At 40.0% G+C, this 25826-nt stretch carries 33 protein-coding genes; 24 read left to right on the top strand and 9 right to left on the bottom strand.

All coding sequences use genetic code 11. The features are described from left to right. Nucleotides 1-129 precede the first annotated feature (129 nt). From O3746_RS06900 to O3746_RS06880, 5 genes are read right to left on the bottom strand one after another with little or no spacing between them, the layout of a single operon-like run. Nucleotides 130-459, bottom strand: a complete 330-nt coding sequence (locus O3746_RS06900) for a multidrug efflux SMR transporter (RefSeq protein ID WP_371448302.1) — start codon at nucleotides 457-459, stop codon at nucleotides 130-132. 38 nt (nucleotides 460-497) lie between these two features. Next, the gene (locus tag O3746_RS06895) at nucleotides 498-1643 is read right to left on the bottom strand and encodes an anaerobic sulfatase maturase (RefSeq protein WP_197556191.1); all 1146 of its coding nucleotides are present in this window, start codon (nucleotides 1641-1643) and stop codon (nucleotides 498-500) included. 21 nt (nucleotides 1644-1664) lie between these two features. Beyond that, the gene (locus O3746_RS06890; RefSeq protein WP_197556190.1) at nucleotides 1665-2252 is read right to left on the bottom strand and encodes a Crp/Fnr family transcriptional regulator; all 588 of its coding nucleotides are present in this window, start codon (nucleotides 2250-2252) and stop codon (nucleotides 1665-1667) included. Between the two features lie 38 nt (nucleotides 2253-2290). After that, nucleotides 2291-3736: a sulfatase-like hydrolase/transferase gene (locus tag O3746_RS06885; protein WP_314790041.1), complete on the bottom strand. Its 1446-nt coding sequence runs from the start codon at nucleotides 3734-3736 to the stop codon at nucleotides 2291-2293. A gap of 49 nt (nucleotides 3737-3785) precedes the next feature. After that, nucleotides 3786-5498, bottom strand: coding sequence for a solute:sodium symporter family transporter (locus O3746_RS06880; RefSeq protein ID WP_111327665.1), 1713 nt, complete (start codon nucleotides 5496-5498; stop codon nucleotides 3786-3788). Between the two features lie 213 nt (nucleotides 5499-5711). Here O3746_RS06880 and O3746_RS06875 point away from each other — a divergent pair, with 213 nt between their 5' ends. Next, a complete protein-coding gene (locus O3746_RS06875; protein ID WP_295673189.1) occupies nucleotides 5712-6506 on the top strand; it encodes a sulfite exporter TauE/SafE family protein in 795 nt (264 codons plus the stop codon). A gap of 34 nt (nucleotides 6507-6540) precedes the next feature. Here the strand turns inward: O3746_RS06875 and mazG are convergent, their stop codons facing one another. The 3 genes from mazG to O3746_RS06860 all read right to left on the bottom strand — a co-directional run bounded on the left by mazG (nucleotide 6541) and on the right by O3746_RS06860 (nucleotide 10767). Then, nucleotides 6541-7329 (bottom strand): nucleoside triphosphate pyrophosphohydrolase, encoded by a 789-nt coding sequence (gene mazG, locus O3746_RS06870; RefSeq protein WP_315066633.1) that lies wholly within the window; start codon nucleotides 7327-7329, stop codon nucleotides 6541-6543. 642 nt (nucleotides 7330-7971) lie between these two features. Further along, nucleotides 7972-8982, bottom strand: a complete 1011-nt coding sequence (locus O3746_RS06865) for a phage portal protein (protein WP_371448297.1) — start codon at nucleotides 8980-8982, stop codon at nucleotides 7972-7974. Between the two features lie 9 nt (nucleotides 8983-8991). Further along, entirely contained in the window at nucleotides 8992-10767 is a 1776-nt protein-coding gene (locus O3746_RS06860) for a terminase large subunit domain-containing protein (RefSeq protein WP_160222693.1), read from the bottom strand. Between the two features lie 168 nt (nucleotides 10768-10935). Here O3746_RS06860 and O3746_RS06855 point away from each other — a divergent pair, with 168 nt between their 5' ends. The 12 genes from O3746_RS06855 (at nucleotide 10936) to O3746_RS06800 (ending at nucleotide 16699) form a co-directional block, all read left to right on the top strand. Continuing rightward, nucleotides 10936-11754 (top strand): GPO family capsid scaffolding protein, encoded by an 819-nt coding sequence (locus tag O3746_RS06855; RefSeq protein WP_371448295.1) that lies wholly within the window; start codon nucleotides 10936-10938, stop codon nucleotides 11752-11754. Nucleotides 11755-11774: 20 nt separating this feature from the next. After that, a complete protein-coding gene (locus O3746_RS06850; protein ID WP_193451092.1) occupies nucleotides 11775-12809 on the top strand; it encodes a phage major capsid protein, P2 family in 1035 nt (344 codons plus the stop codon). A 5-nt stretch (nucleotides 12810-12814) separates the two neighbouring features. Further along, the gene (gene gpM / locus O3746_RS06845) at nucleotides 12815-13465 is read left to right on the top strand and encodes a phage terminase small subunit (protein WP_371448292.1); all 651 of its coding nucleotides are present in this window, start codon (nucleotides 12815-12817) and stop codon (nucleotides 13463-13465) included. A 122-nt stretch (nucleotides 13466-13587) separates the two neighbouring features. Next, complete coding sequence (locus O3746_RS06840; RefSeq protein ID WP_371448290.1) at nucleotides 13588-14094, top strand: head completion/stabilization protein; 507 nt, start codon at nucleotides 13588-13590, stop codon at nucleotides 14092-14094. Then, nucleotides 14094-14303, top strand: coding sequence for a tail protein X (locus tag O3746_RS06835; RefSeq protein WP_371448289.1), 210 nt, complete (start codon nucleotides 14094-14096; stop codon nucleotides 14301-14303). The genes O3746_RS06840 and O3746_RS06835 overlap by 1 nt, the downstream gene beginning before the upstream one ends. 1 nt (nucleotide 14304) lies before the next feature. Further along, nucleotides 14305-14526, top strand: a complete 222-nt coding sequence (locus O3746_RS06830; RefSeq protein ID WP_371448287.1) for a phage holin — start codon at nucleotides 14305-14307, stop codon at nucleotides 14524-14526. Continuing rightward, nucleotides 14519-15037, top strand: coding sequence for a lysozyme (locus O3746_RS06825; protein ID WP_197545663.1), 519 nt, complete (start codon nucleotides 14519-14521; stop codon nucleotides 15035-15037). The genes O3746_RS06830 and O3746_RS06825 overlap by 8 nt, the downstream gene beginning before the upstream one ends. Continuing rightward, nucleotides 15022-15372, top strand: coding sequence for a chemotaxis protein (locus tag O3746_RS06820; RefSeq protein WP_371448284.1), 351 nt, complete (start codon nucleotides 15022-15024; stop codon nucleotides 15370-15372). Before O3746_RS06825 ends, O3746_RS06820 begins: the two co-directional genes overlap by 16 nt. Beyond that, a complete protein-coding gene (lysC, locus tag O3746_RS06815; protein ID WP_371448282.1) occupies nucleotides 15287-15550 on the top strand; it encodes an Rz1-like lysis system protein LysC in 264 nt (87 codons plus the stop codon). Before O3746_RS06820 ends, lysC begins: the two co-directional genes overlap by 86 nt. After that, complete coding sequence (locus tag O3746_RS06810; RefSeq protein WP_160222688.1) at nucleotides 15547-15762, top strand: TraR/DksA family transcriptional regulator; 216 nt, start codon at nucleotides 15547-15549, stop codon at nucleotides 15760-15762. The genes lysC and O3746_RS06810 overlap by 4 nt, the downstream gene beginning before the upstream one ends. Beyond that, on the top strand, nucleotides 15759-16241 hold the full coding sequence (locus O3746_RS06805) for a phage tail protein (RefSeq protein WP_298667068.1): 483 nt from the start codon (nucleotides 15759-15761) through the stop codon (nucleotides 16239-16241). The genes O3746_RS06810 and O3746_RS06805 overlap by 4 nt, the downstream gene beginning before the upstream one ends. Then, complete coding sequence (locus O3746_RS06800; protein ID WP_371448279.1) at nucleotides 16241-16699, top strand: phage virion morphogenesis protein; 459 nt, start codon at nucleotides 16241-16243, stop codon at nucleotides 16697-16699. The genes O3746_RS06805 and O3746_RS06800 overlap by 1 nt, the downstream gene beginning before the upstream one ends. Here O3746_RS06800 and O3746_RS06795 read toward each other — a convergent pair whose 3' ends face one another. Beyond that, entirely contained in the window at nucleotides 16700-16945 is a 246-nt protein-coding gene (locus tag O3746_RS06795; RefSeq protein WP_160222686.1) for a hypothetical protein, read from the bottom strand. A 76-nt stretch (nucleotides 16946-17021) separates the two neighbouring features. Here O3746_RS06795 and O3746_RS06790 point away from each other — a divergent pair, with 76 nt between their 5' ends. The 11 genes from O3746_RS06790 (at nucleotide 17022) to O3746_RS06740 (ending at nucleotide 25768) form a co-directional block, all read left to right on the top strand. Then, nucleotides 17022-19889, top strand: a complete 2868-nt coding sequence (locus O3746_RS06790; protein ID WP_371448276.1) for a phage tail tape measure protein — start codon at nucleotides 17022-17024, stop codon at nucleotides 19887-19889. A 103-nt stretch (nucleotides 19890-19992) separates the two neighbouring features. Next, nucleotides 19993-20571 (top strand): hypothetical protein, encoded by a 579-nt coding sequence (locus O3746_RS06785; RefSeq protein ID WP_371448273.1) that lies wholly within the window; start codon nucleotides 19993-19995, stop codon nucleotides 20569-20571. An 8-nt stretch (nucleotides 20572-20579) separates the two neighbouring features. Further along, entirely contained in the window at nucleotides 20580-21011 is a 432-nt protein-coding gene (locus O3746_RS06780) for a hypothetical protein (RefSeq protein WP_371448271.1), read from the top strand. A 113-nt stretch (nucleotides 21012-21124) separates the two neighbouring features. Continuing rightward, nucleotides 21125-21664, top strand: a complete 540-nt coding sequence (locus tag O3746_RS06775) for a phage baseplate assembly protein V (RefSeq protein WP_371448269.1) — start codon at nucleotides 21125-21127, stop codon at nucleotides 21662-21664. Continuing rightward, complete coding sequence (locus O3746_RS06770; RefSeq protein WP_371448267.1) at nucleotides 21664-22014, top strand: GPW/gp25 family protein; 351 nt, start codon at nucleotides 21664-21666, stop codon at nucleotides 22012-22014. Before O3746_RS06775 ends, O3746_RS06770 begins: the two co-directional genes overlap by 1 nt. Further along, the gene (locus tag O3746_RS06765) at nucleotides 21998-22912 is read left to right on the top strand and encodes a baseplate J/gp47 family protein (protein WP_371448265.1); all 915 of its coding nucleotides are present in this window, start codon (nucleotides 21998-22000) and stop codon (nucleotides 22910-22912) included. Before O3746_RS06770 ends, O3746_RS06765 begins: the two co-directional genes overlap by 17 nt. Then, nucleotides 22905-23471: a phage tail protein I gene (locus tag O3746_RS06760; protein ID WP_371448263.1), complete on the top strand. Its 567-nt coding sequence runs from the start codon at nucleotides 22905-22907 to the stop codon at nucleotides 23469-23471. The genes O3746_RS06765 and O3746_RS06760 overlap by 8 nt, the downstream gene beginning before the upstream one ends. Next, nucleotides 23472-24371 carry a phage tail protein gene (locus tag O3746_RS06755; RefSeq protein WP_371448261.1) on the top strand — a complete coding sequence of 300 codons (900 nt, stop codon included), beginning with the start codon at nucleotides 23472-23474 and terminating at the stop codon, nucleotides 24369-24371. It abuts the gene before it with no gap. A 10-nt stretch (nucleotides 24372-24381) separates the two neighbouring features. Then, complete coding sequence (locus tag O3746_RS06750) at nucleotides 24382-25128, top strand: hypothetical protein (protein WP_371448260.1); 747 nt, start codon at nucleotides 24382-24384, stop codon at nucleotides 25126-25128. After that, nucleotides 25107-25385: a DNA helicase UvrD gene (locus O3746_RS06745; protein ID WP_371448258.1), complete on the top strand. Its 279-nt coding sequence runs from the start codon at nucleotides 25107-25109 to the stop codon at nucleotides 25383-25385. Before O3746_RS06750 ends, O3746_RS06745 begins: the two co-directional genes overlap by 22 nt. Further along, on the top strand, nucleotides 25382-25768 hold the full coding sequence (locus O3746_RS06740; protein ID WP_371448256.1) for a hypothetical protein: 387 nt from the start codon (nucleotides 25382-25384) through the stop codon (nucleotides 25766-25768). The genes O3746_RS06745 and O3746_RS06740 overlap by 4 nt, the downstream gene beginning before the upstream one ends. Nucleotides 25769-25826: the final 58 nt, after the last annotated feature.

Genomic DNA, 25826 nt, shown 5'->3' with positions numbered 1-25826 from the left:
ATTTCCTTTAAAGTTGCACAAAGTGCAGTTAAAAATGCCGGAGAATTATAGCGGTGAATCGATTGCTGACATAATTTTATTTTGAAGAAAAATTAAATTTGTGAGCCCGATCACATTTCATTTGGAGGATTAATGTCCTGTTTGAGAAAACAAGTTAATCACTAAAACACCGCTGATAATCAATGCCATACCAATCAGCCCAGCGGTATCGATTTTCTGACCAAAAGCGAAATACGCCACAATGGCAGTCAGAACAATACCAACGCCCGACCAAATGGCGTAAACCAAGCCCACGGAAAGTGTTCGGAAAACAATGGAGACAAAATAAAATGAAATAGCGTATAGCGTTAATGAGCCAACGGTGGGTAAAAGTTTGGTAAAGCCATCACTGACTTTTAATAAATTCGTTGCCACGATTTCAAGGCAAATAGAGATAGCAAGTAATGTCCAAGGATTCATATCAATCAAACAGTAAAATAGAAAAACGCTATTCTACCTTAAGCGGCGGATGGATGTAATCGAATTTGACGAGCCATGGCTTGCATATAAGGCGCCGTTTGTTCAAAGAAATAACGGTAAGAGGCACATAAATAATTATGTGGATTAGGTTCATTTTCGAGAGAAATAAAACGATGTTTCGGACAACCGCCATAACAGAGTTTACGAAACTCGCAACGCCGACAAAGTGCGGTCAATTTTTGTGATTTTTCTAAACCGAATTGTTGCTGTTTACTGGAAAGCACAATCTCCGTTAAAGGTTGCTGAGTTAAATTGCCGACCTTGTATTCGGGGTATACAAAATGGTCGCAAGCATATACATCACCATTGGCTTCCGTAACGAGAGATTGACCGCAAGTGGGTTGATGAACGCAAGTTGTGGAAGGATAACCGAGCCATTGCCCTAGCAAATTATCAAACTGCGACACATAAACTTTTCCCACATCATGAGCATACCATTCATGAAAGACATCCACGAGAAATTGCCCGTAACCTTCTGATGGTACTGAAAAATCGGGTACTGATTGTGTTTGGGCATGACGTTCCACAATAGGAATAAACTGCATATAAGTCGAACCAAGCTGTTTGAGCGCTAAATAGGTTTCTCTTCCTTTTTGCCAGTTTTGATCATTAATGACGGTAAGCGTATTAAATTCCACACCATATTCTTGAAGCAGATTTAATGCTTTCACAACTTTTTCAAAGGTGGGATTACCGTTACCTGAAATTCGATAACGATTATGAACGGCACTTAAACCGTCAATAGAAAGCCCAATGAGAAAATGATGTTGTTTGAAAAATGCAGCCCATTGCTGATTAAGGGCGATGCCATTGGTTTGAAAGGCGTTTGTGATCTGTTTGCCTTGAGCAAATTCCTGCTGATATTCAACGGCTTGTCGATAAAAATCTAAGCCTAAAAGAGTGGGTTCACCACCTTGCCAAGCAAATTCAACCACATTACCGGCATGAGATTGGATATAGTTTTTGACGTAATGTTTTAAGGTGTCTTTTGACATAAAAGGCGCATGTTGCCCAAACTGTTCTGATTTTTCCAAATAGAAGCAATATTCACACTGAATGTTACAGTGAAAACTGCTTGGTTTCGCCATTAAATGAAAATGAGCTTGTGGTGGAAAAACAGACATCAACCATCCTTTGTTACAACATTATTTATGACCTGATATTCGATCAAATGTCCCGTTTTGTTTGAGTTCTTTCGCAATACGAATCGCGGTTTCAGTTTCACAGCCGGCATATTCTGCAATTTCGCGATATGTCCAATTATAATCAGGAAAATGTTGTTTGAGAAAATACAAACTATCCATCACACGATCTAAGGTGCGTAAATAAGCACTTTTTGCTAATCGTTCTTCGGCTTCACGTAGTTCATTTGCTAAGATCTGCAATAAACATTGGCTCATCACCGTATTATGCGCAAAAAACTCACTCACCACATTAGGCTTGATGCGAGTAATCTCCGCATCAATTAAGACTTTTGCATCGCAATGATAGTGTTTATTCGCCATCGAAAACAAAGTTCGAAAACCAAAATAATCACCCTTGGAATATAATCGCACTAAGCTTTCCTTGCCATTTTCAAGGGTATGAAATAAGCCAACCAAGCCTGCTTGCACATAATAAAATTCATGTGCTGACTCACCTTGTTGATACAAGAAGGAACCTTTCGGCAAGTGATGCAGCTCAGTAAACTGACAATGTGATAATTCAGTAGGCTTGATTGCGCAATTTTCCATAATCGTCCCTTAAAAGTGCGGTCAATTTTTTATTGGTTTTACACTTCGTTTATAATCCGATATACCCAGTTTTCTAATGGATCATTTAAGCGTTTCATTTCTTGGTGCATTTCTTCCAGCATCTCTTTTTTGACCGCCTCATACTCTGGCTTGTAGAACAAATTATGCATTTCAGCTGGATCATTTTTTATATCATAAAGCTCACAAATGTCCGACGCATTAAACACTAATTTATAGTCTTTACGGTGCCACATGCGTTGTTCAAAATAGACGAAATGCCCCGCTAACTGTGCCAATATCCCTTTTCGTTGATTATCTTGATGTTGACGAACGATCGGTAAAATACTTTCCCCTTCAAAGGCGGAAGGAATCGGCTGATTAGCTAAATCATAAACCGTAGAGGTTAAATCGTGGAGATACACAAGGTTATCATCTTGTTGATTAATACGATTTGAATTCGGGTCTTTGATAATCATCGGAATGTTGTAGGTGGTATTAAACATGAACTCCCCTTTCTCAATCATTCGATGAGCGCCCATCGCATCACCATGATCAGCGGTTGCCACAATAAAAGTGCGGTCATAAATGTCGTTGTTTTCTAAGAAGGTAAATAGCTCACCAATTGCATCATCAATTAAGGTGATATAACCCCAGAATTTTGTGATCACTTCTTTCCAATGATCTTCGCTCGCTTCCCACATCCCCCACATTTTAGAGATGGTACGATAGTGTCCTGGTTTGCCTTCTAGTGGTTTGAAGAAGCTTTCATCTAGCACTACATCTTCTTTTCGATACATGGAATAATAAGGTTCTGGCACAATACAAGGCGTATGCGGCCCCCAGAAATTAATCCATGTGAAGAACGGTTTATTTTCAGCAAGTGATTCACTAATATAGCTTTTCGCTTCATCAATAATGAAATACGGGATGGTTTGTTCTTTTGTGCCTGAAAGCAAACCGCAAAGCTCTTGCACACGCAAATGTGGGTTATCACCGAAATAAGCATGACTCACTTCAGGGATCTCATAACCTTTTTCATCTAACCATTCTTTATAACGATTGGAATGTGTCGGCGGTTGGTTGAACACTAAATTTTTATACACGCCGCTGCCTGGATAACCATAACCATCAAAGTTATGCCCTTTAATGCCGTAATCTTCTGGTACGGATTTTGTCCCAACGTGCCATTTTCCCACAACATAGGTGTTATAGCCATCTAGTTTACCGATATTTGGTGCCGCTTCACTCACTTCACCTGTACCGCCTTTTTCACCATTACGAATGATGCCATGTGTGGATGGCATTAAACCAGTAAAGAGTGATGTCCGTGCAGGTCCACAAACGGAAGCTGGCGTAAAGGCATTATTAAAACGTACACCATCTTTCGCTAGACGATCGATGTTCGGGGTTTTAACAATCTGGTGACCATAAGCACCCAGCATATCTTTACGCACTTGGTCGAGTAAAATATAGATAATGTTCATACACAATCCTTATCTATTTTAAGGGCGTACGTGATGTACGCCCGACTGCTTAATGTTGGTTAGAAAGATGTAATTGATGTTCTGTTTTTTCATTTTTTGGTCTAAAGACAATCAACACGATGAGTTGTAATACCGCATACACTTCCAACACTAACATTGGATTGCCATCTGGTGAAGCAATACCAATTGGTGATAAGAATGCATAAAGCGCAATTAAACCAAGGATCAATGAAACAGACGTCACTTTAATATATTTCCAATTGGTTAAATCCACGTCGCCTTTATTGACGGTATTTTCTACATAAGGCTCACGTTTTAAGAATTGACCTAAAATCAACATGAAGACAACATCAAATACGAATAATCCGCCCATCACATACACGAAATTGATTTTCACATTGAACACCCAAACAATACTGAAATAAAGTACTACGTGTACAAGTAAAGCAATACGTGCAGCCAAGCCTGAAACAGTTTTATTAAATAAACCCACAGCAAATAGCGCCACGATTGGAATATTCACAAAACCGGCAAAGCGTTTAGTGATTAAGAAGATACCATCTGTACCAAACATCAAAAGTGGGCCAATAATCATGGTCACAATCGCCATAATGGTAGAGACTTTTTTCGCATAGACGATCAATTCTTGATCAGTACGTTGTTTTTTACTGATAGATGGTAATAAGTCTTTACAATAAATGGTCGCTGCAGAGTTTAAGAATGAGTTAAAGGTACTTAAAATTGCACCGAAAAGTGCTGCAATAAAGAAGCCTTGTAATGCGGTCGGCATCACTTTATTGACCAATAATGGATAAGAGGTATCAATTGGATTTAAGCCTTCACCTAAAATATGGAAACTCAATAAACCCGGTAAATTAAGAATAATCGGTAATGTGAGTAGGAAAAGCGCTGCAATTAAAATCCCTTTTTGACCTGATGCTAAATCCTTCGCCCCTAAACAACGTTGTACGATAGCCTGGTTCGTTGTCCAATAGAAGAAGTGAACAACCATAATACCAGTAAAGATTGTCGGCCAAGGAGTAGAGTCTGTTGAACTACCAATGGCGTTCCATTTTTCAACGTGAGTGGTAGTAATAATATTCAAGCCTTCAGAAATGCTACCATTACCTAAATAAAGCAATGCAAATACAGGCACAAGCAATGCACCAATCACTAAGATTACGGCATTAATGGTATCGGAAACGGCCACCGCTTTTAAGCCGCCAAAAATCGCATAAATCGCACCCACTACACCGATAGCAATCACGGTATAGACAATTGCTTGAGCGTAGCTTAATCCAAAGATCGTTTCTAGATTGAAGATTTTGTTAAAGGCAATTGCCCCAGTATAAAGTGCGGTCGGAATAACGATTAAAAGATAGAAGACTAAGAATAACCCTGACATAATCAAACGCGTTTGACGGTCAAAGCGATTTTCAAAGAATTCTGGAATGGTGGTATAACCATTACGCAAATATTTCGGCAACATATAAAGTGCCAAGAAACAAAGCGGAATCACAGTTGGTACTGTCCACGCAATAATAGAAAAGTTGTTTTGATAAGAAACGGCATTCACGCCAATCAATTGCTCTGTTGAAAGAGAGGTCAACACCATTGAGCAACCAATCACAATACCGCTTAATCCTCGTCCCGCTAAGAAATAACCTTTCGAGGTGGTTAAATCATCGTTTTTAGTACGTAGCCATGAAACATAGGCCACTAAAGCCGTTACGATGAGGAAACTCGAAACCGTTAATAGCATACGCTCCTCCTTGTAGAAGCCATTATTAAATTCCATTTATAGACTACTGCTAGGTGTATAAAGAGCATATGATAATTGTCATACTGATTGTGTGAGAAGGATCACAAAATTAAAATAAAGTCTATTTTTATAGATAATTATGAGCAAGATCATAAATTATTTATTTATCCAAAAGAATAATAATGCCGTACTCCCACACAAAAGGAGTTTGAAATGAGCTTACAGTTAATTCTTATTTTGATTTTATGTGGTGTCATGACGAATATCATGTCGGCCATTTTTGGTATTGGTGGCGGTGTATTGATGGTACCTATTCTCTATACCTTATTCCCACAATTTCCTTTGCAAATGATTGCTGCGACATCATTGACGATTGTCATGGGATCATCCTTTATTAACTTAATTTATTTTTACAAACAAAAAGTATCGATTAATTACAAAGCGATGCTCATTTGGTCTATGGGTATGATTATTGGTGTGCAGCTAGGATTCGAATCCAGTTTTTATGTACCTGATATTGCTATTATCAGTGTGTTTGTTATCACGCTTTCCCTATTGGCAATTCGTACTATTTTTAGTAAAGAAACCGCAATAACTCAGCAATCTACAGAAGATGAAACGATTAAAGGGATAGGGCTTTCAACGGTAGGTGGATTTATTGCTGGCATGACCGGCATTGGAGGAGGCTCAATTATGGCACCTTTAATTGGTCAGTTAAAATCCGTTAAAGTCCATCAAATTGCCCCTTATACCAATGCAATGATGTTTATTGGTGGGCTAGGTAGCCTTTATGGCTATCTTTCAAAAAACTCAACTTACCACTTTGGTTGGCAAATTGGTTATGTCAATTTTTCGATTGTGATAATTGTTGTATTAAGTGCTTTTGTAACCGGATTTTTCTCAATGAAAATCCGAGGTAAATTATCACCGCACTTAGTCAAAAAACTATTAGGTATTATTTTATTAGTAATCAGTGCTTATATGTTACTTATCCATTCCATAAAATAAAAATGGCAGAGGAAAACGCCCTCTGCCATTTCGGTTATTTTTCTTCTTTTTTCACTTCATCCCACAGAATATCCATTTCGATTAAAGAAAGATCTTTAAGTGATACGCCTCGTTCTAATGCCTTTCCTTCGACTTTGCGAAAACGTTGTTCAAATTTATTATTCGCCTTACGTAAAGCCTCTTCTGCGTTACATTTAAGGTGACGAGACAAATTGACTGTCGCAAAAAATAAATCCCCAATTTCCTCTTCTATTCTTTCTTGATTACGAGGTGTTTGGTTGACTTCATCTCGTACTTCCTTCAATTCTTCTTCAACTTTAGCAAATACAGGCTCGAGTTCATTCCAATCAAATCCAATCTTTGAACACTGTTTTTGCATTTTCTGTGCTCTTAACAATGCAGGAAAAGCATTTGAAACATTATCTAAAATAGACTGTTGTTTTTGAGCTGATCTTTCTTGTGCTTTGATGCTATTCCAACGAGCTAAAGCTTCTTCTTCATTTCCAGCTGTTGCATCACCAAATACATGAGGATGACGACGTATAATCTTTTCAGAAACATCATTAAGGACATCATCAAATGTGAAATAACCATCCTCTGAAGCAAGCTGACTGAAAAATACAACCTGTAATAAAAGATCGCCAAGCTCTTCCCTTAAATTAGCAATGTCTTTCTTTTGGATGGCATCAATGACTTCATAAGTTTCTTCGGTTAAACAGGGAATCATTGATTCATAATTTTGTTTAAGATCCCAAGGACAACCGCCATTAGGATTACGTAATTGCGCAATTAATTGGATAAAATCTTGAATGGAATAATGCATAAGAATATCTCTGAAATACTAAAAGTGCGATTAGTATAAAACGAATAGCAAAATAGACAATATTCTTACAAAAATTAGAGATAATTTGATATGGAATAATGGCAGGGGCGGAGAGGCTCGAACTCCCAACACCCGGTTTTGGAGTTATGCAAACTGTGAATAGTTGGCAGCCATTAAGAAAATAAATAACAAAAAATTCAATCAGTTATCCAATCAATCAAAATTTAATCACTTCCTAAATATTGGCACAAAGTTTATAGTCTTTGTCACAGCTAAGACACAATTTGGCACATCATTTTTATTGATATTTAAAGATCAAATTTTCGCGGTTTTCTGCGTTGTTTTGCGTTGAAAGATCTGATTAAAAGGATCTAAAAGGTGGTAGATCTGAAAAGGCTTTATAAAGGATCTAAATTTGCGTTGAAACACACACATTTACTGCGCGGGCGTGGCGAGGGTTTAACTGCGATTTTTCGTGCGTGCATTTGGTCGAAAAATCAGGGTAAAACAGGGTTTTAAAGTTTGTTTTGTTGATTGATTTGATATAATAAACTAGGGCGGTATTAATGCCATACAAGACAAAAACAGTTATTTGAGCAACAAAAAACCCGCATTTCTGCGGGCTGTTTATTTTGAAAGGATCTATTCTAGCAATTTGTATTCGGAGAACGTGATCACTTCTTCCCCTACCCAACTGTTTATCTCTTTCAAGCGTTCTTGCAATGGGATTATCTCATTGATAAAAAATACTCGCGTTGCTTTTTCTACATCACCAAAACCGCCTGTGTTATTAGGCACAATTCCCATTAATTGCGGTGGCACACGATGGGCCGCCAATACATCATCACGGCTTGCATTTTTGATATTCAAGAAGTCATCTTTCGCCACTGCATCAGACAATGGAATGACTTGCATCCCATCTTTTTTGCCGTTTGGAATATACACAAATAAATTCTTAAAGTTGCCAGTGCCTTTTGTTTGACGGATTTGTGTTTTGATTGCTTCAATGTCGTCTTTGTTTTGTGTTGGGTCAGTCATATAGATAATCGAACCCGCATGCGCACCGTTCAAATAATATTTGCGGCGAAACAATGTTGCACTTTCATTCAAGAAAGCCGATTGTAAAGCCGCGAGATATTCCGGCACGCCATAAATCTCTTGGTTTACATCAGGGTTGATCAGATTAAACACCGCATCTTTCGGGAATTCGTATTCATCAAAGCCATTCACAATCTGATAAAAAATACCTTTCTTCACGCCTACGCGCATATATTTTGCAAGGGGAGATTTCAACGCAATCACTTTGCCGAACGTATTTTCAACTTTTTCAAGGTATGCATTACCAAACACTAAATAATCTTGCACCAGTTTTTCTAACTGTGTGCGTGGTAAAAGTGCGGTTGTTTTACAGGTAGAAAGCAAAATATTTTTCTTCACCGTGATCGCACTGTTATGATGTGCTGATGCGTTTAATGCTTTGGCAAGATAACTTAAATTAATCGGCGGATTGTAATATTTCTCATACATCAACACGCTTTCGAAATAATTCAATACTTCTGCACGGTCAAGCACGGGAACAGGTTCACCAAAGCTGAACGCCTGTGCTTGATTTCCCGTAGAAAGTGCGGTTGATTTTTTTGATTTTTTACTCATTTGGTAATCCTATTCAAAAGTGAAAATGGTTGATTGGTTACTTGACACATCGCCGTTTAAACCATAAGGCACATTTAAAATGCAGTTCATAATTGCCCATGATAGGTCGCCGTGGCTTGCATCTTCTGATCGGTCAGAAACATAAGTAATCTTCCCTGTTCCGGTAATACGTTTTTTGACTGTCATAAAACTGGTGATAATTTCGTTACCATCAAATTTAAGGCGGCGTTTCTGAATTAAATTTTGTGTTTTTAATACCATCTCATTTTTTAAATCGGCGTTGTAATCAAGACCGATTGCCATTGGATAGAATTTTTTCACTTCTTGGAATACGCCAGACCCCATCCCAGTTTTATCAATCACAATGCGGGTGACATTGTAATCATCACAGAAACTTTTAATTCTGCTCGCTTGTGCTTCATAATCCATGCCGTGAAATGTTTGCCAATGCAAAACACGATAATCACCGCCTTCCACTTTAGGCGGGGCAATAATCGCCAACGCTGCACGGTCGCCAGTAAAGGCAGGGTCATAACCTAACCACACTTCACGATTACCAAATGGGCGTTGATAAAATGGCTTGTAATCGTGCCATTCTTCCAAGCTGTCCACTTGGCAAAGTTGAAGGTCAGCGAATTTAAATGCCGACGTGTTATCATCTGCAAACTGGCATAAAAACAACTGTTCAAATTCTTCTTTGCTATTTTCTGCGATCAGGTCGTCAATATTGAATAGGTTGCACCCACCTTCCATCGCATCATAAATGCTAACAATCTGCTTCCATTGCCTGTCAGCACAAAGTTTCCCGCTTTTTAAATTCTCGTGAGAAATGTCAATTTCTACTTTGTCCGCCTTGGCCCGATTTTTATTAAATGCTTTTCCAGAGAAAAACGCATAAGCGGGATGTGCAATCGTGGTCGGTGTTGAAAAATACGTTTGGCGATACATCTTTTGTGCTGCCATACCGGATGCCACTTTACGCATCACATCAAATTTAGGCACCCAAAACACTTCATCAAAATATAAATTGCCGTGATACGATTGAGCCGTGGCGGAGTTCGTGCCAAGAAAAATCAATTCTGCCCCATTTGGCAATTTGATGGTTTCGCCTTTTAAGTCCACGTCTGCCGTTTGCTTGGCATAGTTCACAATGTAAGAGCGAAACTGCAGGGCTTGTTTTTTACTGGCAGACAAAAAGATTTGATTGTGTCCGGTCGTCAATGCATCAATAAAGGCTTCATGGGCGAAATAGTAAGTCGCCCCGATTTGTCGGCTTTTTAAAATATTTCTGATGCGGTTTTCTTTTGCTTTATGCCAAACACGCTGATAATTAAACATCCCATCAAGAAAGCCATTAATCAGTAATTCTTCTTGTTCCTGATCAATGGCATTTTGTTCTGCTTTCTTCCGTTCGCCTTTGTTTCGATTGGCAAGTTTCGGATTTAAATCCACTTCATTGCCATCACCGAAAGAATATTTTTTCACTCTCGCCATGCGTTCCATTTGGCGACCGAGTAAATCAATTTCTTTATAATCTGCTCCGCTTTTTTCTTCTTTGGCAATCAGTAAATTCAATCTTGTTTCAAGAGCTAATTCAACACGCCCAACGGGGGCGACATCATCCCATTTTTCGCGATCTTTCCAACTTGAAATCGTGGACGCAGCAATATCAAGCTGACGAGCAATTTCAGCGATTTTATAACCGCTAAAATACATCTGTTGTGCTTTTCTTTTTATTTCCGCCGTTACATCGGGCGAAGCTTGATTGATAACTTGTTCGTCCATTCATCATCCTTTCAATTTACAACCGCATAATAGAAAGGGGCTTGCCGTTAGTCTTTACAGCTCACCTGTGAACAGAAAAGCAACAAAAACAACCCATAGACCGCAAAAATTAAACCTTTCAGAATAATGGCAATCTTTGAGCCAAACCAACCACAGAAAGGACAACCAATGGCAAAAAAATCTAAATGGGTCATTGTCGCAACCGAAGGTGCAACAACTGACGGCCGCACAATTCAGCGCAACTGGATTGAAGAAATGGCCGAAAGTTACGATCCGAAAAACACCTACGGCGCACGCATCAACCTTGATCACATCAAATTTTCCATCTATCTCCCTGAACTTGCCAATGCTCACTGCTTTGGTGACGTCTTAGCCGTGAAAGCAGAAGAACGTGAAGATGGCAAGTTACAGCTTTTAGCCGAACTTCAACCAACTGATGCACTCATTGCCTTAAATAAAGAAGGTCAAAAAGTTTACACATCGGTTGAAATTGACACCAATTTTGCAGACACAGGCAAGGCATACTTAGTCGGTTTAGCCGTTACGGATAATCCGGCAAGCTTAGGCACAGAGATGTTAAGTTTCTCGCACAATGGCTTAAATGCCCGCAAGTTAAAAGCGGACAACATTTTCACCGCTGCCGTTGAAACGGAATTGGAATTTGTTGAAGAAGCAGAAAAAAGCCCATCTGTGTTGGAAAAAATCAAAGCGTTATTTGCGAAAAAAGAAAAATCGGATGATGAACGCTTTGCAGATCAGTCCAGTGCCATTGAGCTTTTAGCTGAGCAACAAAAAGCAATCTTGGAAAAATTGACCGCACTTCAAGGCGATTTTGCAAATCAACAAACCGAAATTGAAGAAATGAAAGCGAGCAATGAAGAAATTCATGCAACGTTTGAAGAACTCAAAAAAAAGCCGGCACAAGCCGAAAATTCCCGCCCATTAGTTTATGGTGAACAACCTGAAACTGACGGCCGCTTCTTTTAATTTATCTTAGGAAAAACCAAATGAATAAATTTACCCAACAAAAATTCCAAGCTTACATTGAAGGTGTCGCACAAGATAACGGCGAAGATGTGGCATTTGTTGCAAATGGCGGGCAATTCACCGTCACACCAACAATGCAGCAAAAATTAGAAAACGCGGTGCTTGAAAGTTCCGATTTCTTAAAACGCATCAATGTTGTGCCTGTTACTGAAATGAAAGGTGCCGCATTGCGTTTAGGCGTGCTTTCACCTGTTGCAAGCCGTACCGATACCAACACAAAAGCACGTGAAACTACGGACATCCACAATTTGCAAGAAAACTTATATTCTTGCGAACAAACCAACTTTGACACGCATTTAAACTATGCAACGTTAGACAGTTGGGCGAAATTCCCTGACTTTGCGGCGCGAATCGGTAACTTAAAAGCACAGCGAATTGCATTAGACCGTATCATGATCGGTTGGAACGGTACAAGCGTGGCGGCAACAACCGACCGCACATCAAATCCATTATTGCAAGACGTGAACAAAGGTTGGTTAGTTCAAATCGAAGAAAAAGCCACTGCACGTGTGATGAAAGAAGCGAAAAGCGGCACAGGCAAAATCGAAATCGGTGAAGGTAAAGAATATAAAAATCTTGATGCATTAGTCTTTGCATTAAAAGAAGATTTCATTCCTGACCAATACCGTGACGACACAAAACTTGTAGCGATTATGGGTAGCGATTTATTAGCGGACAAATACTTCCCGCTTATCAACCAATCAAAACCAAGTGAACAAGCAGCGGGCAACATTGTAGTCAGCCAAAAACGAGTTGGCGGCTTACAAGCCGTAAGCGTGCCATTCTTCCCTAAAGGCACTGTGTTAGTGACATCACTTGACAACTTGTCAATCTATGTGCAAGACGAACGTATGCGCCGTCACTTAAAAGACGCGCCGGAACGCAACCGTGTGGAAGATTACTTGTCATCCAATGAAGCTTATGTGGTTGAAAACTACGAAGCAGTGGCGATGGCGAAAAACATCACCGTTCTTGATGCACCAACTCACGCGTAATCATAATGCGACCAACTAAACGTCACTTTCTTGAAGTTTCTGCCGCTATCGCTAATGCGGCAGAAACCGAAGATCTAAGCGATTTCACGGAATACGAAAAAATGTGCCGTATTCTTGCGAGACATCGAAAGGATTTGAAAAACATCCAATCGACCGAACGCAAAGCCGCATTTAAAAAGCAAATTTTGCCAGACTATCTGCCATGGATTACAGGGGCGTTATCTGCCGGCACAGGCAAACAAGATAACGTTTTAATGACATGGTGCGTGTGGGCAATCGACTGCGGTCAATATCACCTTGCCTTGCAGATTGCTGATTATGCCGTATTCCATGATTTGCGTTTGCCTGAACCGTTTACGCGAACACTTGGCACATTATTGGCGGAAGAATTTGCCGACCAAGCAAAAACCGCACAAGCCGCCAATCAGCCATTCGAAGTGTCGTACTTAGAGCAAGTACAACGCATCACCGCTGAATGTGACATGCCAGATGAAAGCCGTGCGCGATTGTTGCGCGAATTAGGCTTGTTATTGGTTGAAAAGAATCCTGAACAAGCCTTGCAATACCTTGAACGTGCTTTAGGGTTAGATCAGAAAGTTGGCGTGAAAGGCGACATTAAAAAATTACGCAAAAAATTAAGCAAAGCCGATGAATAATCGGATTTGATAACGAGCAAACCACGCACCCGCGGGGCGGATAAAAGCGCGGTCAGGTTTCTTTACCTCTTTTCCTGATTGTTGCTCTTTATCCTCACCCCGCTTTTTTATAGGTAGATTTTATGTCAGACGGTGCAATCTCAATCAAACTCGCCCCCGATTATGAGATGGGCGCAGTGCAAAAACAACTGGAAGATTACGGAACAGGTGAAGATATTATTCGAAACGATGATTTTTTCCCTGATATTTCTCTTTCTGATTTTCGCAATCAATATCGTGCAGACGGCACAGTCACCGAACAACGCTTGCAAGATGCATTGATTGAAGCCATCGCCAGTGTAAATGATGAATTATCTACATTCAAAGCACAAAGCGAACATCACTTCCTTGAACAAATCCCCGCACTATCAGTCAACGGCGAAAGCGTGTTGATTTATCGCTATAAACGCGCGGTGAACTGTTTGGCACTGGCTAACCTTTACGAGCGTTACGCAAGCTATGACAGCACCAATGATGGCGAAAAGAAAATGGATTTACTCAAAGACAGCATAAACGAATTAAGACGAGATGCACGCTTTGCCATTAGCGACATTATCGGCAAAAGACGGGTCGACGCGGAGTTAATTTAATGGAAGTTTACGCACAACAAAATGACAACTTGGACGCCATTCTTTACCGATACTTTGGAAGAAGTAACGGCTTGCTTGAAATTGCATGCGAATTAAATCCGCACTTAATGGATAAACCCGTCATTCCAATCGGAACACCAGTAATATTGCCTGAAGCTGACACAGAAAAGATCAGCGTGGCAAGTGACACTATACAACTTTGGAGCTGATATGCACGACACACCATCAAGAGCATCTTACATATCAGGATTATTTGCCTTCTTCATCGGACGCATCGCGGATATGTTTTCAAATGTAAATTGGGCTGACGTCGCATCAGCAACAGGTATTGTGATCGACGTCGCAACATTCCTTGTAAATTGGTATTACAAGAAAAAAGATTTTGAATTAAAAGAAAAAGAATTAAACCAACGGAGCCATCACCATGATTAAACGAACAGCAAAATATGCATGCAGTGTAGTGGCGATTGTAGGATTGGCACTCTCTTTACATGGGCATGAAATTAGAACATCAGAAAAAGGCTTGCTATTGACTGGCAATGCCGAAGGATGTCAAAGAGTGCCATATAACTGCCCAGCCGCTGTATTAACATTCGGGCTAGGAACCACTGATGCAGTCGAAAAAGTCATTCCACATAAAGTCTATACAGATGAAGAAATTGCAAATGCCTTTACAAAGGGAATTAAACAAGCCGAAAAATGTGTGAATACGTATGCAAACGGTCAAGCAATGCCGCAAGGTGCATTTGATGCCTTAGTGTCAATTACCTTTAATGCAGGATGCGGGAACTTAAAAAACAGCACGCTTTTTAAAATGGCACGGAAAGGATATAGCAAAGCCATGTGCGGTCAATTTGAACGATGGATTTATGCAAACGGCGTTCCACTGAAAGGCTTAATTGAAAGACGACAAAAGGAGAAAGCATTATGTTTGGGTTCTTAACGAAAAAAGAAAAATACATTTTATTGGTTGGCCCGCTCATGCTTGTGGCGATCATCCTGTTTCAAGGATGGCAAGCCAACCACTGGCGAGCCGAAGCGGCAAAAGAAGAACAATTAAAACAACAATGGGAAGCGTCTTACGTTGCCTTAAATGAAAGCGTGGATAAATTCAACGAGCAACAAAAAGCACTAACGGAAGCCGTTAACCAATTAAAAATCTCTCAAACCAAGCAAACACAGGATTTAAAAAATGCACTTAAAAAACACCAAGATTGGGCTGACACTTTTATCCCTGATGACGTTAGCGGCGTGTTCAACCACACCGAAAGTCATTAAACAGCCAATACTATGTCCGCAAGTTGCAGAATGTACGCCATTTACCGCCACAATTAAAACCAACGGGGATTTGGCTAACGCTTATCTACAAAGCCAACAAAAGCTAAGTGTATGCATTGTTGAAAATCAAGCATTAAAGAAATGCATTGATGAATTTAATAAACAGGAAAAACAATGACAGATCAATTTGACCGTGCGCAAGAACTCGAACAAATGACACGTGACATTGCGTTACAAAAACACCGCACTTTTAAAGCAATCAGTGCGTTTTATTGCGAAGATTGCGACATCCCCATTCCTGAAAAACGCCGCCAATTAATTCAAGGCGTAACCCGTTGCGTGGATTGTCAGCAAAAATACGAAATGCAACAGCGGAATTTCAGAAAATGAAAAAGCCAAACCAACTGCGCAAAATCCTTGAGCAAAGTCACCAAGACTTTGTAAAAAATCCTGACCGCTTACAGCTTTATGTTGATGGCGGTCAAGTTGTTGCAACTGGCAGCACATCACTGAGTTTTGAGTATCGTTACACGCTCAACATCATCATCACCGATTTTGCCTTTGATATTGCAAGCCTCATTGTGCCGATTAATGCGTACTTACGAAAAAACCAACCCGAACTATTCGAAAATCCGCAACGCCGCGAAAATGCCTTTAAATTCCAAATGGATTACAACAATAACAACACAGCGGACGTATCTTTTGAAATCCAACTTACCGAACGCGTTGTGGCAAAACAAGTGGGCGAAAACGTGCAGATGACTTACGCCACAGAACCAACCGCACCGGAATGGGAAACATTGAACACGTTGAAAGTTTATCTGGAAAAAATAGACGATGAACATTTGATTTTCAAAGGCGGTGAATAATGGCCACGGTGGAAGAAGTCCAAGCAAAACTAAACGCACTGATTAATAATCTCTCACCGCAAGCCCGCCGCCAGTTGGCCCGCAACATTGGGCAAGCTTTACGAAAAAATCAACAAGCCCGCATCGCACGTCAAGAAAACCCAGACGGCACAGCATTTGAGCCAAGAAAACCAAGAAAAGAATTTGGTAAAAAGAAAGGCAGAATTAAACGAAAAGCCATGTTTGCGAAGTTGAGAACGGCAAGATATTTCAAAATTCAAAGCAATGCCAATGAAGTGTCGGTCGGGTTCAATGGGTCAAGTGCAATGATCGCAAAAGTGCATCAATACGGATTAATGAGCAGCCCTTCAAAAACAAAAGATTTCAAAGTGCTATATGCACAGCGTGAATTGTTAGGCTTTAGCCAAAGCGATTTAGATGTGATTGAAGATTTAGTTTTAGCGCAATTATCTATGTAACTAAATATTTGTTTTGGTATTGTTTGCAGCCAAAACAATTAGCCCGAAAATAAGGGTAAACAATATAGATAAAATAACGCTATCAGTGATAAGCCAAAGAACAAAAATCAACGAGATAATAGGAACAAATGCCACGGTTGCCATACTAAACACAGCAGAAATAGCAGCAAAAGTTAGACTGCCAGTAAAAAACAAACCTAATCCAATGAATAACGGAATGCCAATTAATGCAAGTATAAGCGACATATATTCTCCTGTTCGTTTGTTTTGTTTAATTATTAAACATAGAAAAATAATTTGTCAATAAAAATAGTGAGTTTTTATGAATAATTTACAATTATCCGTTTTGTTAAATGCCATTGATAAAATGTCAGCACCAGTTCGGAACGCCTCCAAAAGTGTTCGGGAATTGTCTGCGAAGTTGCGTGAAAACAAAAATGCACAACGACAACTAGCACAACAAAACAAACAGCATGCAGAAGCCATGAAACAATATGCTTCAACGATCAACCCGTTGAAAGCAAAATTATCATCTTTAAATAACGAACTGTCTGCGGCAAAACAAAAAGCGGCGTCTTATTCTCAATATTTAAAAAATGCCAAAAATCCAACTGAAGGATTTAAAAAAGAAGTTGAAAAAGCTAGAAGTGCAGTAAAAAAACTCAAACAAGAACAAGTTGCCGCGTCAAATAAATTACAACAGGCAAAACTAGCCTTATCGCAAGCTGGTATTTCAGCTGAAAAATTAGCTCAAAATCAGCGAAACTTACAAAGAAATACAAAAGCGGCAACAGATCAAATCAAACACCAAGAAGAAGCGTTGAAAAAACTGAACGCCAAACAAGCTGCCTATAATCGCTATCGCGGACAAGTTGAAAAATTAAAAGATATCAGTGGTAAAGCACAAATTATTGGTGCGCAATCCATGGCGGCAGGTGCGACAATTACTGCGCCGATCGCCAACGTCACAAAAGATTTTATGACTTTTGAAGATGCCATGATCGGTGTCGCTCGTCAGGTCGATGGATTAAAAGATAAATCAGGGAACTTTACGCAAGAATTTGACCAATGGAAAATCAAAATTCATGACCTATCAAAAGAATTGCCGCTCACAACCGTGCAAATTGCCAACATGATTGAAAGTGCAGCACGAATGGACATTGCAAAAGATGAACTTGAAGATTTTGTAAGATTGAATACACAAATGGCAATCGCATTTGATGCCCAAAATCCCGATGAATTGGTTGAGTCATTTGGAAAAGTGAGCAAAAACTTCAACCTAACGCAAAAACAAACAAAAGAGCTTGCTGACACAATCAACTACTTAGATGATAACGCCATATCTAAAGGGACAGGTATCATCGGCTATATGAACCGTGTTGCAGGTATCGCTGCCATAGCTAAAATTACCGATAAAAATATGGCGGCCTTGGGCTCTACCTTGCAGACATTAGGGGCGGAAGAAGAAGATAGTGCCACCGCTGTTACAACTATTTTTACTCGATTAGGTGTGGCCGGAAATCACGAAGAAGTTGATGGCGCATTGAAAAAACTCAAATTAAATCCACAAAAAATAGCAAAAGGAATGGCAAAAGATGCACAAAGCACATTAATGCTTATCGTCAATAAAATTAAGGGATTGGACGATGATGCAAAAAGCGATGTAATGAAAGGTCTTGTCGGCATTCCACATATTAAAACCATCTCAAAACTTGTGGCAAATACAGAAGAATGGCGCAGACAAATTGAACTGGCAAATAGCGAAGCAGCAAAAGGATCAATGGGGCGTGAATTTGACACAAGAATGAAAGCTTTGTCTGCATCAACTCAAATTTTCACAAACCGCTTATTTAACTTGAAAACGGCAATTGGCGGCACACTCGCCCCAACCTTACACAACATCTTAGATAAGTTGGGCGGTGTAGTTGATAAATTTAAGGCTTGGATTGAAACAAATCCAGAACTTGCTAGAAAAATTTTACTTGTCGCATCAGCATTAGGGACAACACTTACTGCATTTGGTGCGCTAAGTCTTGCATTAAGCTTTGTTTTATATCCTATGGCACGGGTTGCACTTGGATTCGGGAAACTCACTGGGCTAAATACACTGCTTGCAAAAAGCTTTAATTACACGACAAAAGCAGCAATCGCATCTAATAAAAATTTACTCTCATTCCGTGGGTGGTCAAATATTTTTTCATCAGCACAAACAACCCTAACAGGTCTTCTAGGAAAAATCACTAAACTAAATACACTAAAAGTATTATTAGGTGCATTGAAAGCATGGATAATGCCTGTGAGGATGATTTTTATCGGGTTAAGCTCATCTATCTCATTTTTACTCTCCCCTGTTGGTGTAGTGGTTGCCGCAATAGTTGGAGCAGGAATTTATATTTACAAAAATTGGGAAAAAGTAAAATCTTTTTTCAGCGGGTTCTTAAATGGATTGCAATCAGGATTACAGCCTGTCATCGACAAATTCAAACCATTTGTCGGATGGATTGAAAGTGTATTTAACTGGTTTACAAATCTTCTTTCGCCAATCCAAAGCACAAAAGAAGATTTAGATGCCGCCGCAAGCGCAGGTAAACAATTTGGGGAATGGGTCGCTTTTGGCATTGATTTAGCATTAAAACCACTCCAACTATTAATTGATGGCGTGAAGTGGTTGATTGATAATCTACCTAAAATCAACGAGCAAAATCAAAAAGCCAAAGCATTAAAAGAAGAAACCATGAAAGCCGCGTTTGGAAATGGCGTGCTTGGTCAAACCATGTCGGCAATGGCAGACATTCCAGAATACGCAACAGGCGGTTACACAGGAAATGGCGGGAAATATCAACCAATGGGCATTGTTCACGGTGGCGAATATGTCATGACCAAAGAAGCCACAAACCGTCTTGGCATCGCTACGCTGAACGCCTTAAATTACGGTAAACAAGCCTTAATTGCGGGCGGTTTAGGTATCGGACTTGCCACAGCCGCACCAATTCAGGTGGATAGCCGACCGCCAATGTCAGCACGTCCAAGCATCAGCCAAACCATGCAACCAATGGCGGTCAATATCACCATTAATGCACAAGCAGGGCAAAATGAACGACAAATCGCCCAACTTGTCGCCGCCGAGCTTGAACGAATCAACCGACAACAACAAGCAAGAATGCGAAGTCGAATGACAGATCGGGCATAAAAACAAAAGGGCGAAAGCCCTTTTTTGTTGCACATTGTAGAAAATAGTTTTATATTTCTTTAAAAAGTTGTAAACTTCGCAAACTTTTATTCTTTGGTGACTTATGACGAATCTATCATTAAACCCTATTTTTGAAGGCTTAGAACCTATTTTTAAGCAATTAAAAACAGCGGCGATTTCTGCATGTCTTGTTGTCCCTGCTGCATTAAACATTCAAGTAAAATCAGTAGAAACAGTGCAGATTGTTAGCGTTCAGAAACTAGGATTAAGCCCTCAAGAGAAGCAAGCATTTTATGAATTTGCAAGTAATGCAATAAATCTTGTGCAAGTTACTTCAGCATTGACGGACTTTGCTATTTCGCTAGCTCCGCAAGCTTTTAATGTAATTTCTACAAATGATGTCCAATCTCTAGAAGAAAAAACGAATGAGTATGATCATCTAATTACAAATATTATTTCAGAAATGAATCAATTTGATTTGAACCATCCTACACTTGTTTCAGAATTAAATAATTTAAGTAATAAAATGCATATGTTTTGTAATATTGTGAAATCAGAAAAATACAAAAAAGAATCAGATGAAGTGGTTTTATCACGCATTTATCGTACACCTGAAGATGCCGGATACACCTACAAATCATCAGATTCTTTTGATGATTTCAAAAAAGCAGTGATGATGTAGGATAACCAATGAAGATTGAGTTATCAAAACAATTCAAAGAAGGGCGTTTAAACACGCCCTTTTTTAAAGACATTCAAGCCATGTCAGATGAAGAATTGCAGCTCATCTTTGAATTTATGCAGGCCATTAAAGAAGAAAAGCGCCTACGAGGTAAAAATAAGCCTTCTTGGCTTGATGATAATCTCAACGACATTCCAAATACAGAAGTTTATAAACAAAACAAAATATGGCATTATCACTGTGGCCCTTACAATAAAGGATCTAGATATAGCCCTATGAGTGGGCTAAAAATGAATTTGGACGGTGAAACATCAGGGCCTGTAATTCATTATCAAAAAATATCAGATGAACATATTGTGATTATCGCTTTTTCCCCACAACACGAACCATTCCCTCGCGAATGGGACACACCCAACCCAATCATTGATCGAACAGAATAAGCAAGTCGCCTGACTTGCTTTTTTGTTACCACTCTTTTCACACTACCCCACACTCGCAAAATCAAACAAACTCACCAAAAATAAGGGCAATTATTACAAGTAGAAATCCGCCCATGTCAGCCGATAACAACCGCAGAATTGAAAGCATCATCCGCTTTGGCTTAATTGCCGAAGTAGATCATGCACAAGCAAAAGCACGGGTAAAGTGCGGTGAAATATTAACGGATTTCATCCCATTCATCACAATGCGATCAGGCACGACAAAAACATGGTCACCGCCAACACAAGGTGAACAATGCGTCATCTTGGCGGCAAGCGGTGAACTGACAACAGCGTGCATCATCACAGGGCTTTACACTCAAAACAGCCCAAGTCATTCAGCCGATGAACACGTGGTCGAATTTGCCGATGGCGCAAAAATTACCTACAACCAAGCAAATGGCGATTTGGTTGTAATAGGAATAAAAACCGCCAATATCAAAGCCGCCAATCAAATCAATATTGACTGCCCCACTGTTAACATTAAAGGCAATGTGAATATTGATGGGGAAGTGACATCAACAGGAGACATGATAGCGGGCGGCATTAGTCAGATGAAACATAAACACAAAGATGTTTCGAAAGGTAAAGACAAAACTGGAGAGCCTGAATAATGAATCGATTTACAGGCGAGAAAATCACAAGCGAAACGGAACACATCAAGCAGTCAATCGCTGACATTTTATTGACACCAATCGGATCACGTTTACAACGCCGAGAGTATGGCAGTCGTATTCCGGAACTCATTGACAGACCAATGAACCACGCTTTGTTGCTCCAACTTGCCGCAAGTGCGGTGATGGCATTGCACAAATGGGAACCCCGCGTGACGATTAGCCAATTTAAACCACAACTTACAGAAAACGGTATCACTTGCTCAATCGTGGGCAGAACAAGAAATCAAAACAATACCATCAATTATGATGATGTATGGCTAGGCGGTAAGAATGAGCGAATTAGTTGATTTAAAAAAACTCCCCGCACCAAAAGTTGTGCAGGAACTCAGTTATGAAACCTTACTTGCTAAGAGAAAAGAAAAGTTTCTGTCATTACAAGAAAGTGATGATATGCGCCAACATTGGCAAGCTCGCTTACAGTTAGAAAGCGAACCAGTGGTTAAATTGCTTGAAGAAAATGCTTATTTAGAACTCTTGCTAAGAACAAATATTAATGAATCAGCCAAGGCAGTAATGCTTGCCTATGCGACAGGCTCAGACTTAGATCAATTAGGCGCATTATTTGGCGTCACTCGATTGATTATTCAAGCAGAAGATTTAAAAAGCACACCACCTAGTCCCGCTAAATATGAAGATGATGAACGATTTAGAACACGCATTCAAATGTCATTAGAAGGATTAACCACAGCGGGCAGTCGTGCAAGCTATGAATTTCATGCGCTCTCTACATCTGCAAAAATAAAAGACGTTGATGTAACAAGCCCAACTGCAGGCACGGTGAAAGTTGCTATATTATCAACAGAGGGGCAAGGAACAGCCGACAGTGATTTAATTAATGCGGTAAAAGAACAACTGAATGCCGAGCATATTCGCCCACTGACCGATACGGTATTAGTCGAAAGTGCGGTGATTTTACCTTATGAAATTAAAGCTGCCATCACACTTTATCCAACTGTACTAGAAAGCGTTGTTATGGCAAATGTTAATCAAGCAATCGCCAATTATGCAAATAAGCAACACTTGCTGGGCATTGATATTACGCTTTCAGGCATTTATGCCGCCTTACATCAAGAAGGCGTACAGAACGTAAAACTGACCAAACCGCTTGCAGATTTAATCGTACAACCTCACCAAGCAGCATATTGCACACAAATTCAAGTCAACGTAGGTGGTAGAGATGAATAGCTATCTACTACCTACGGGGTCAAGCAAGCTAGAAAAACAATTATCGAATACGTTTTCAGCCATTGCGGAAATTCCTGTGCCAATTCGCCTCTTATGGAGCGCTGAAAATTGCCCTGTAAACCTCTTGGCATGGCTTGCATGGTCACTCTCGATTGAAGAATGGGATGACGACTGGAGCGAAGAGAATAAACGGCAAGCAATTTTAAATAGCATCCACATTCATAAACATAAAGGAACTATTTCAGCAATTCGACGCGTGATGAAGTCAGTGGGTTATGGCGAAGTGGATATTATCGAAAACCAATCACTTAAAACATGGACTGGTGAACTAACTTTTGATGGTTCAGAAACCTTTGAGCATGAAGAAATGCACTGGGCAGAATACAAAATTGTGTTACATCAGCCCATTACTATTGAAGAATCAAAACAAGTGCGCCGTATTTTAAATGAAAATGCCCCTGCACGTTGTCATCTCGTTGCATTTAATTTTACGAAGGCCGGTCATCGTTGGGATGGTGAAATCAATTTTGACGGAAGATTTACTTTTGGAGAAGCATAAATGGGTAAAATTACCGAACAACAACAATGGGAAGAAGATGTTTATCTCATTGAAAAACAAGATAAGGTGCTAGGCGGAGAGCTTGGCGTAATTAACATTCAAGCAAAACAGCTCGCCAATCGAACAAAATATTTAAAATACCAAGTGGATGGTATCAACCGAGACCGCACAGGTTACGCCCCAAAAGCTAGCCCTGCGTTCACAGGTGTCCCAACAGCCCCTACTGCCGACCAAAACACCAACAACGCCCAAATTGCGACGACAGAATTTGTGAAAAACGCAATTGCCGCATTGGTGGGTTCTGCGCCTGCTGCGTTGGACACGCTAGAAGAATTGGCACGAGCATTAGCAGGTGATGCAAACTTAAAAGCGACGTTGCTTGCTGAAATCGGGAAAAAAGCCAACAGCACTGATTTTAATGCCTTACATGATTTATTTATTGGTATCCCTATTCCTTATCCGCTCTCTACCGTCCCAGAGGGTTGCCTATCGATGAACGGTCAGCGGTTTGACAAATCACGTTATCCTAAGCTTGCGTTGAAATACACATCAGGCACACTCCCTGATATGCGTGGCGAATTTATTCGTGGTTTGGATAATGGGCGTGGTGTTGATGCTGGGCGTGGATTACTATCTAATCAAGGCGATGCAATCCGCAATATTACGGGTGAATTCTCCGATTTCATGTATCAAGACGAGCAATCATTAAGCGGGACATTAACAGCGACAGGTGCCATTTATAGAGATTTAAATATAAGAGATATATCAGCAACAGCGGCGCCAAGTAAAATTCTACCGCAAGGTGACAAAATTAAATTTGATGCAAGTCGAGTTGTACCAACCGCCAACGAAAACCGCCCACGCAACATCGCCTATCACTACATCTGCCTAGCCGCATAAGGAGTACAACATGACCGTAACATTTAATAAAGAAGGCTTTGCCCAAAACAGCGGTGAAATCACCGTGTATTGCACTGATGCGCAAGGGATTTACACCAAAGAAACAACAGAGTATGTCAGTGAAGGTGGAAGCCTTGCGGCTGGCAGTTATTTAGATGCGCCGCCAAAACCGAAACAAGGCTTTGTGATTGTACGAGTGGATAACAATTGGCAATATCAAGCCGACCATCGTGGCACTTATTACAGCAAAGAAACAGGCGAAAAAGTAGAACATACCGCACTGGGTGAACTACCTGATAATTTAACCGCACTTGCACCGCTTGCCGAGCCTTGCAAGTGGAATGGAACAGGATGGGTAAAAGATGAAGCTAAAATTGTCGAGCTGTTTATGCAACGCAAAAAAGCCTTACTAGCCACGCTTGCCAATAAAGCCGATACGCTTAAATCTAGCTTGCTGGTTGGCTATCCGCAAACAGAGATTGAAAGCTTCTATCGCCAAGAGAAAGAAGCCTTAGCATGGAAAGCTGATAATAAAGCTGACACCCCAATGCTTAAACAAATCGCAAGGGTTCGTGGAGTTCCTTTCGATGTGTTGGTTGAGAAAGTTATCGAGAAAGCATCACAATTTGCGGTTGCTATCGGTTTAATTATTGGACAAAGACAGGCGTTTGAAGATCGCTTGCTTGCCACGAAAACATTAGAAGAACTCACCGCACTTGAAAAGGAAATTGAAGAATGGAAATTTCAAGCAAATTAAAACTATACGCTTATCACAACATCATCGCCATTGACCAATTATTCAATGCGATAACTGGTGGAGCCGCAGACGAGACATTATCAAGTAGAACATACCGTGGAGCGATATTAGCCGAACAACCAAAAAAACGGTGGCTTGTACTCTATCGTTTCATCAATGGATTATTTAGAGATAAAAACCATTGCAAAACCGCATACGAAAGCGAAATAAACGGCAAACAGCGCGATTATCGGTTCAATCAAGGGAAAACCAAATGAGCAATACTATTAATAAATTGGTGAATGATGATGAAGATATTGTTTTCAAATGGAATCGCGGTGATGACGAATTTGAAACATTAATTTTCTTCAACGATGACGATACACCAATGGACTTTACAGGGAGTCAATTTGATTTGCATATCGTGCCTGAACGAAGTCAATCAGAAACCATTAAGCTATCAACATCAAATGGCTTAACCGTTAAAGAAAACGAAATAACGCTGCACGTGTCGCACGATCAAACAGAAAATGCAGATTGGAAAGAAGCTGTCTGGGATTTACAAGAAACTAATAAAGATGGATTTGTTTACACTCTTTGTGGCGGGAAAGTATGGTTAAAACGGGACGTTACTAGAGGCCGTCATGAAAATAGAGATTAAGCCTAAACCAAAACATAAAGTAATAATCAAAAACAAACCACGGCACAAAATCACCGTC

Origin of the sequence: Haemophilus sp. 27098_8_127 (genome assembly GCF_041433495.1) — a bacterium.
Classification (GTDB): domain Bacteria; phylum Pseudomonadota; class Gammaproteobacteria; order Enterobacterales; family Pasteurellaceae; genus Haemophilus_D.
The sequence above is the reverse complement of the archived record's forward strand: the minus strand, read 5'-3'. Positions and strand labels throughout refer to the sequence as shown.

What these genes read in the sequence shown, in the direction of transcription:
- O3746_RS06900 (WP_371448302.1), bottom strand. Translation starts at nt 459, where the DNA reads ATGAATCCTTGGACATTACTTGCTATCTCTATTTGCCTTGAAATCGTG.
- O3746_RS06895 (WP_197556191.1), bottom strand. Translation starts at nt 1,643, where the DNA reads ATGTCTGTTTTTCCACCACAAGCTCATTTTCATTTAATGGCGAAACCA.
- O3746_RS06890 (WP_197556190.1), bottom strand. Translation starts at nt 2,252, where the DNA reads ATGGAAAATTGCGCAATCAAGCCTACTGAATTATCACATTGTCAGTTT.
- O3746_RS06885 (WP_314790041.1), bottom strand. Translation starts at nt 3,736, where the DNA reads ATGAACATTATCTATATTTTACTCGACCAAGTGCGTAAAGATATGCTG.
- O3746_RS06880 (WP_111327665.1), bottom strand. Translation starts at nt 5,498, where the DNA reads ATGCTATTAACGGTTTCGAGTTTCCTCATCGTAACGGCTTTAGTGGCC.
- O3746_RS06875 (WP_295673189.1), top strand. Translation starts at nt 5,712, where the DNA reads ATGAGCTTACAGTTAATTCTTATTTTGATTTTATGTGGTGTCATGACG.
- mazG (WP_315066633.1), bottom strand. Translation starts at nt 7,329, where the DNA reads ATGCATTATTCCATTCAAGATTTTATCCAATTAATTGCGCAATTACGT.
- O3746_RS06865 (WP_371448297.1), bottom strand. Translation starts at nt 8,982, where the DNA reads ATGAGTAAAAAATCAAAAAAATCAACCGCACTTTCTACGGGAAATCAA.
- O3746_RS06860 (WP_160222693.1), bottom strand. Translation starts at nt 10,767, where the DNA reads ATGGACGAACAAGTTATCAATCAAGCTTCGCCCGATGTAACGGCGGAA.
- O3746_RS06855 (WP_371448295.1), top strand. Translation starts at nt 10,936, where the DNA reads ATGGCAAAAAAATCTAAATGGGTCATTGTCGCAACCGAAGGTGCAACA.
- O3746_RS06850 (WP_193451092.1), top strand. Translation starts at nt 11,775, where the DNA reads ATGAATAAATTTACCCAACAAAAATTCCAAGCTTACATTGAAGGTGTC.
- gpM (WP_371448292.1), top strand. Translation starts at nt 12,815, where the DNA reads ATGCGACCAACTAAACGTCACTTTCTTGAAGTTTCTGCCGCTATCGCT.
- O3746_RS06840 (WP_371448290.1), top strand. Translation starts at nt 13,588, where the DNA reads ATGTCAGACGGTGCAATCTCAATCAAACTCGCCCCCGATTATGAGATG.
- O3746_RS06835 (WP_371448289.1), top strand. Translation starts at nt 14,094, where the DNA reads ATGGAAGTTTACGCACAACAAAATGACAACTTGGACGCCATTCTTTAC.
- O3746_RS06830 (WP_371448287.1), top strand. Translation starts at nt 14,305, where the DNA reads ATGCACGACACACCATCAAGAGCATCTTACATATCAGGATTATTTGCC.
- O3746_RS06825 (WP_197545663.1), top strand. Translation starts at nt 14,519, where the DNA reads ATGATTAAACGAACAGCAAAATATGCATGCAGTGTAGTGGCGATTGTA.
- O3746_RS06820 (WP_371448284.1), top strand. Translation starts at nt 15,022, where the DNA reads ATGTTTGGGTTCTTAACGAAAAAAGAAAAATACATTTTATTGGTTGGC.
- lysC (WP_371448282.1), top strand. Translation starts at nt 15,287, where the DNA reads ATGCACTTAAAAAACACCAAGATTGGGCTGACACTTTTATCCCTGATG.
- O3746_RS06810 (WP_160222688.1), top strand. Translation starts at nt 15,547, where the DNA reads ATGACAGATCAATTTGACCGTGCGCAAGAACTCGAACAAATGACACGT.
- O3746_RS06805 (WP_298667068.1), top strand. Translation starts at nt 15,759, where the DNA reads ATGAAAAAGCCAAACCAACTGCGCAAAATCCTTGAGCAAAGTCACCAA.
- O3746_RS06800 (WP_371448279.1), top strand. Translation starts at nt 16,241, where the DNA reads ATGGCCACGGTGGAAGAAGTCCAAGCAAAACTAAACGCACTGATTAAT.
- O3746_RS06795 (WP_160222686.1), bottom strand. Translation starts at nt 16,945, where the DNA reads ATGTCGCTTATACTTGCATTAATTGGCATTCCGTTATTCATTGGATTA.
- O3746_RS06790 (WP_371448276.1), top strand. Translation starts at nt 17,022, where the DNA reads ATGAATAATTTACAATTATCCGTTTTGTTAAATGCCATTGATAAAATG.
- O3746_RS06785 (WP_371448273.1), top strand. Translation starts at nt 19,993, where the DNA reads ATGACGAATCTATCATTAAACCCTATTTTTGAAGGCTTAGAACCTATT.
- O3746_RS06780 (WP_371448271.1), top strand. Translation starts at nt 20,580, where the DNA reads ATGAAGATTGAGTTATCAAAACAATTCAAAGAAGGGCGTTTAAACACG.
- O3746_RS06775 (WP_371448269.1), top strand. Translation starts at nt 21,125, where the DNA reads ATGTCAGCCGATAACAACCGCAGAATTGAAAGCATCATCCGCTTTGGC.
- O3746_RS06770 (WP_371448267.1), top strand. Translation starts at nt 21,664, where the DNA reads ATGAATCGATTTACAGGCGAGAAAATCACAAGCGAAACGGAACACATC.
- O3746_RS06765 (WP_371448265.1), top strand. Translation starts at nt 21,998, where the DNA reads ATGAGCGAATTAGTTGATTTAAAAAAACTCCCCGCACCAAAAGTTGTG.
- O3746_RS06760 (WP_371448263.1), top strand. Translation starts at nt 22,905, where the DNA reads ATGAATAGCTATCTACTACCTACGGGGTCAAGCAAGCTAGAAAAACAA.
- O3746_RS06755 (WP_371448261.1), top strand. Translation starts at nt 23,472, where the DNA reads ATGGGTAAAATTACCGAACAACAACAATGGGAAGAAGATGTTTATCTC.
- O3746_RS06750 (WP_371448260.1), top strand. Translation starts at nt 24,382, where the DNA reads ATGACCGTAACATTTAATAAAGAAGGCTTTGCCCAAAACAGCGGTGAA.
- O3746_RS06745 (WP_371448258.1), top strand. Translation starts at nt 25,107, where the DNA reads ATGGAAATTTCAAGCAAATTAAAACTATACGCTTATCACAACATCATC.
- O3746_RS06740 (WP_371448256.1), top strand. Translation starts at nt 25,382, where the DNA reads ATGAGCAATACTATTAATAAATTGGTGAATGATGATGAAGATATTGTT.